The 5,230-nt window shown below is 62.6% G+C and carries 6 protein-coding genes and 1 pseudogene; 3 read left to right on the top strand and 4 right to left on the bottom strand.

Translation table 11 applies throughout. The features are described from left to right. A partial coding sequence (locus tag HX846_RS23545) for a LysR family transcriptional regulator (protein ID WP_178966187.1) occupies positions 1-236 on the bottom strand: 236 nt, incomplete at its 3' end. A gap of 102 nt (positions 237-338) precedes the next feature. Between HX846_RS23545 and HX846_RS23540 the strand changes: the two genes are divergently transcribed. Next, positions 339-1,337 (top strand): quinone oxidoreductase, encoded by a 999-nt coding sequence (locus HX846_RS23540; protein WP_178966186.1) that lies wholly within the window; start codon positions 339-341, stop codon positions 1,335-1,337. A 244-nt stretch (positions 1,338-1,581) separates the two neighbouring features. Here HX846_RS23540 and HX846_RS23535 read toward each other — a convergent pair. The 3 genes and pseudogenes from HX846_RS23535 to HX846_RS23525 all read right to left on the bottom strand — a co-directional run. Continuing rightward, positions 1,582-1,845, bottom strand: a pseudogene (locus tag HX846_RS23535) (hypothetical protein); the annotation flags it as partial. A 137-nt stretch (positions 1,846-1,982) separates the two neighbouring features. Continuing rightward, complete coding sequence (locus tag HX846_RS23530) at positions 1,983-2,705, bottom strand: pirin family protein (RefSeq protein WP_008434624.1); 723 nt, start codon at positions 2,703-2,705, stop codon at positions 1,983-1,985. 83 nt (positions 2,706-2,788) lie between these two features. Then, positions 2,789-3,220, bottom strand: a complete 432-nt coding sequence (locus HX846_RS23525; RefSeq protein ID WP_177039851.1) for a helix-turn-helix domain-containing protein — start codon at positions 3,218-3,220, stop codon at positions 2,789-2,791. Positions 3,221-3,390: 170 nt separating this feature from the next. Between HX846_RS23525 and HX846_RS23520 the strand changes: the two genes are divergently transcribed. Continuing rightward, positions 3,391-3,981 carry an antibiotic biosynthesis monooxygenase gene (locus HX846_RS23520; protein ID WP_003207311.1) on the top strand — a complete coding sequence of 197 codons (591 nt, stop codon included), beginning with the start codon at positions 3,391-3,393 and terminating at the stop codon, positions 3,979-3,981. Then, positions 3,978-5,230 (top strand): amidohydrolase (locus HX846_RS23515; RefSeq protein ID WP_178966185.1); only part of this gene is annotated, 1,253 nt, incomplete at its 3' end. The genes HX846_RS23520 and HX846_RS23515, both read left to right, overlap by 4 nt.

Genomic DNA, 5,230 nt, shown 5'->3' with positions numbered 1-5,230 from the left:
ACTTCGGTGGCCATCTCGCCCATGCCGGCCGCCAGCTTCGCCAGTGCCAGGCCTTCCTCGGTGAGCGGCCGGCTGCGGGGCAGGCGATCCACCAGTTTGACGCCGAGGGCTTTTTCCAGGGCATCGACGCGCCGGCCAACAGTGGCGTGTTCCACCTGCAGCTCCCGTGCGGCAGCCGACAGTGATTGGGTGCGCGCCAGCACGGTGAAGAAATACAGATCCTGCCAGTCGAACATCGGGTTATTTTCGCACGGAGGGTGGGAGGTATTGGGGAATTCTCGTACAGAGTAGCGCCTTTTACCATGGCGCATTCCCACTGCAAACGGAGTTGTCTCGCGATGAAAGCCCTCACCCTTGAAACCTACGGCGGCCCGGAAGTTGTTCAACTGCGCCTTGATGTGCCCAAACCCCAAGTGACCGCCGGCCATGTACTGGTCAAGGTGGCCTGTGCCGGGATCAATTTCATGGATGTTCACACCCGCCAGGGCAAGTACGCCAAGTCGGTGACCTACCCGGTACGGCTGCCGTGCACTCTGGGTATGGAAGGGGCCGGTGTGGTGGTGGCGGTGGGCGAGGGCGGGAGCCATCTGGCGCCGGGTGATCGAGTGGCCTGGTGCATTTCATGGGGCGCGTTCGCCGAATACGCCAGCGTACCCGCCGCGCGAGTGGCGCAGATTCCCAATGCGATCGGCTTCGATCAGGCGGCTGCGGCGATGTTCCAGGGCTGCACGGCTCACTACCTGATTGAAGATGTTGCGCGGTTGCAGGCGGGCAACCGCTGTTTGATCCACGCGGCGTCCGGCAGCATCGGCCAGTTGCTGGTGCAAATGGCCCATCGGCTCGGTGCCACGGTGTTCACCACCGGCAGCAGCACTGAAAAATGTGCGATTGCCCTTCAGCGTGGTGCTGATCACGCCTGGCCATACGACGGGTTTGCCGAGCGAGTCTTGCAGGTAACGCAGGGGCGGGGTGTGGACGTGGTGTTCGATTCGGTGGGTAAGGCCACCTTGCGTGAAAGCTTCAAGGCCTGTCGTACGCGGGGGCTGATCGTCAATTACGGCAACGTCTCCGGTTCGATCACTGACCTCGATCCGATGGAGTTGGGGGAGGCCGGTTCACTGTTCCTGACTCGCCCACGGCTCAACGACCACATGGCCGACGGGCCTACGGTGCAGAGACGTGCCAATGCGGTGTTCGCGGCGATACTTGAAGGTTCGCTGACGGTGGATATCGAAGGGCATTACGCCCTGGAAGAGGTGCAGCAGGTGCACGCGAGGATTGAGGCACGGCAGCAGATTGGCAAGGCGGTGATGTGGCTGGACCGTGAACTTCACTAATGGCCAGAGAGCTTGTGTGGCGAGGGAGCTTGCTCCCGCTGGGCTGCGAAGCGGCCCCAACACCTGCCAATGGGGCCTTCCTGGAGAAACGCGGTGAGTTCATTGGGGCTGCTGCGCAGCCCAGCGGGAGCAAGCTCCCTCGCCACAGGGGTCGTGGCGCTTGTGAGGATCAGTTAACAGCAGGCGAAAAAAAGCCGGCTGATCAGGCCGGCTGGGGGTGAACCGCGAACGACAGGGGTTACGCGCGGTTTTCCATCAGGCGGTCAGCGCCACCTTCAGCTACACGGTTTTCTTGAAGGCGATCAGCACCACCTTCAGCAACACGACGTTCCAGCAGGCGATCAGACCCGCCTTCAGCAACGCGGCGTTCCAGCATACGGTCAGACCCACCCTCAGCCACGCGGCTGTCCATCAGGCGATCCGCGCCGCCTTCAGCGAGGGCAGGTTGGGTAAAGGCGCTTACAGCAAGTACCGAGAAAGCGAGGCTAAGCAAGAGTTGGCGTTTCATGAGGGTGTGCTCCGGGAAAGTCGTTGGTTGGTATGGATGCGATGTTACGCGGCAGATTTTTTAAGAGAACTTCATTGGGCTGATGGTGACTATCGACGCCAGCGATGGCCCGTTTTCCCGGGCCATCGCGTCGCTCATCACGGCATTTCTGGCAGTTCCCGAGGGCGCAGGTCGAACACCAGCACCTCGGCGTCCTCCCCATGGCTCAGGTGAATCTCCCGCTCATCGCGCACTCGGGCGCCGTCGCCTTCGTGCAAGCGCTGGCCATTGACTTCAACGCTGCCCCGCGCCACATGGATGTAGGCGTAGCGTTCCGGGGCCAGCGGCAGGCTGGCGGTTTCAAAGCCGTTGAACAGCCCGGCATACACCCGCGCGTCCTGGCGCACGCCGAGGGAGCCGTCGGTGCCTTCCGGCGAGATGATCAACTGCAACCGGCCGCGTTTTTGCGCCTCGGTGAAGTGCTCCTGCTGATAGCGCGGTTCGGCGCCCGCCACATCCGGCACGATCCAGATTTGCAGGAAGTGCACGCCCTGGGTGTGGCTGTGGTTGAACTCGCTGTGGGCCACGCCGCTGCCGGCGCTCATCAGTTGCACGTCGCCGGGGCGAATCACCGAACCGGTGCCCAGGGTGTCCTTGTGTTCCAGGGCGCCTTCGAGCACATAGGAGAAAATCTCCATGTCGCGGTGCGGGTGTTGGCCGAAGCCCTTGCCGGCGGCAACCCGGTCATCGTTGATCACCAGCAGGTCGGAAAAACCCTGTTCTTTGGGATTCCAGTAGTTGGCGAACGAGAAGGTGTGGAACGACTTCAACCAACCGTGATTGGCGGCGCCGCGTTCCGAGGCTTTGCGAAGGGTCAGCATGGGGTGTTCTCCTCAAGGGAAGCCTGGCTGCGAGATGCAGGGCTTCGGTGTGAGGAGAAGATTACTGGTTAACGATAGGTTGATTAAGAAGCTGAAATCGGAATGACTGTCTCTTTTAGATTGACGATCGCCAGCTGTGCCGTCCGCAGATGATGGCGGTAGCGCAGCTGAAGTTTGCGCCAGGCCATTGGGTTCACGCCTTCGCTGCGGCTGAACAGGTGACAGAAGTGCGCCTGGTCGCAGAACCCGCATTCCTGGCTGATCTGCGTCAGGCTCAGGGCGGAGCCGGTGATCAGCACCTTGGCCTGCTTGATGCGTTGCTGGCGAATCCATTCCTGGGGCGATACACCGGTGGTGCGCTTGAAGGCCCTGGAGAAATGGCTGCGGGACAGCTCACAGGCGCGAGCCAGTTCCGTCACCTGCAGGGGGCCAGCAAGATTGGCGAGGATCAATTGCTTGACCCTCTGTTCCCGCTCTGAACACAGGGTCCCGGTTGCAGCTGCTGGTTGAGCCATGATCGCTATCCGTGGTCGATGGGCGCTTGTTTTCACACACCTTACCGGTGAATGAATCCCCAGTGTAGACCGCTGCAAGCATCTGTTGAACTGAGCACATGCATGCAATTTTTCTGGATCGGACCGTCGCACACTAGCGCGAACGTTCAAGCATCCAGGGGAAGGGCACGATGGACTCAACAGCACAAGGCGGGCCGGACGAGGTCGTGACCCTGGTGGTCAAGCACCGCATAAAACCCGGGCTTGAAGCCGACTACGAAGCCTGGCTGCGACGCATTGTGCGTATTGCCGGTGAGCGTCCCGGCCACCTCGGCGTTGACGTGGTGCGCAGCAAGCAGGGCGGCCTTGCGCTGTTCACCTGCGTGCTGCGTTATCGCTCCACCGAAGACCTGGAGCGCTGGCTCGATTCGCCGCAGCGCCTGGAGCTGATCAACCAAGCCGCACCGATGCTGGCCGACGGCGACCAGACCGAAGTCGGCGCGGTCAACGAGTTCTGGTTCTCGCCCCTGGCCGATGCTGCCGCCAAGCCGCCGCGCTGGAAACAGGCAGTGGTCACGCTGCTGGTGATCCTGCCGCTGACGTTGCTGGTGCCGATCATCTGGGGCCCGGTACTGCGGCTGCACCCGTTCCTGTCCAACTACATCGTCGCCACCTTCCTGGTCACCCTGACCATCGTTGTACTGGTGGTTTACCTGCTGATGCCGGCGGCCACCCGCCTGTTCGCGCCCTGGCTTGAAGCCTCTGTAAAGGAAACCCTATGAACGCCGACCTGATTCTGTTCAATGGCCAGTTCCACACCGTGGACCGTGAAAATCCCCGCGCCACGGCAGTTGCGATCCACCAGGGACGCTTCGTCGCGGTGGGCACCGACGGTGAAGCCATGGCCCTGCGCGGCAGTGGTACCCAGGTCATCGACCTCAAGGGTCGCACCGTCATCCCTGGCCTCAACGACTCGCACCTGCACCTGATCCGTGGCGGCCTGAACTACAACCTCGAACTGCGCTGGGAAGGCGTGCCGTCCCTGGCCGATGCCCTGCGCATGCTCAAGGACCAGGCCGACCGCACGCCCACGCCGCAGTGGGTGAGGGTGGTGGGCGGCTGGAACGAATTCCAGTTCGCCGAAAAACGCATGCCCACCCTCGACGAGCTCAACCAGGCCGCCCCCGATACGCCGGTGTTCGTGTTGCACCTGTATGACCGGGCCTTGCTCAACCGCGCCGCCCTGCGCGTGGCTGGCTACACCAAGGACACACCGAACCCGCCCGGCGGCGAGATCGTGCGCGACCATAACGGCAACCCCACCGGCATGCTGGTGGCGCGGCCCAACGCGATGATTCTCTACGCGACCCTGGCCAAGGGCCCGAAACTGCCCCTGGAATACCAGGTGAATTCCACCCGCCAGTTCATGCGCGAACTCAACCGCCTGGGCCTGACCAGTGCCATCGACGCCGGCGGTGGTTTCCAGAACTATCCCGACGATTACGCGGTGATCGAACAGTTGGCCAAGGACCAGCAACTGACCGTGCGCATCGCGTACAACCTGTTCACCCAGAAGCCCAAGGAAGAACTCAGCGACTTCAAGAACTGGACCGGCAGCGTGACCCTGCATCAGGGCGACGACTACCTGCGCCACAACGGCGCCGGCGAAATGCTGGTGTTCTCGGCGGCCGACTTCGAAGACTTCCTCGAGCCACGCCCGGACCTGCCGCTGACCATGGAGCAGGAACTGGAACCGGTGGTGCGCCACCTGGTGGAACAGCGCTGGCCGTTCCGCCTGCACGCCACCTACAACGAGTCGATCTCGCGGATGCTCGACGTGTTCGAGAAGGTCAACCGCGACATCCCGTTCAACGGCTTGCCATGGTTCTTCGATCACGCCGAAACCATCACCCCGCAGAACATCGAGCGCGTGCGGGCGCTGGGCGGCGGCATCGCGATCCAGGACCGCATGGCGTTCCAGGGTGAGTACTTTGTGGAGCGCTACGGCGCCAAGGCCGCCGAGGCCACGCC

Source organism: Pseudomonas sp. K5002 (genome assembly GCF_013386655.1).
Taxonomy (GTDB): domain Bacteria; phylum Pseudomonadota; class Gammaproteobacteria; order Pseudomonadales; family Pseudomonadaceae; genus Aquipseudomonas.
This window is presented reverse-complemented; position numbering and strand designations above follow the sequence as displayed.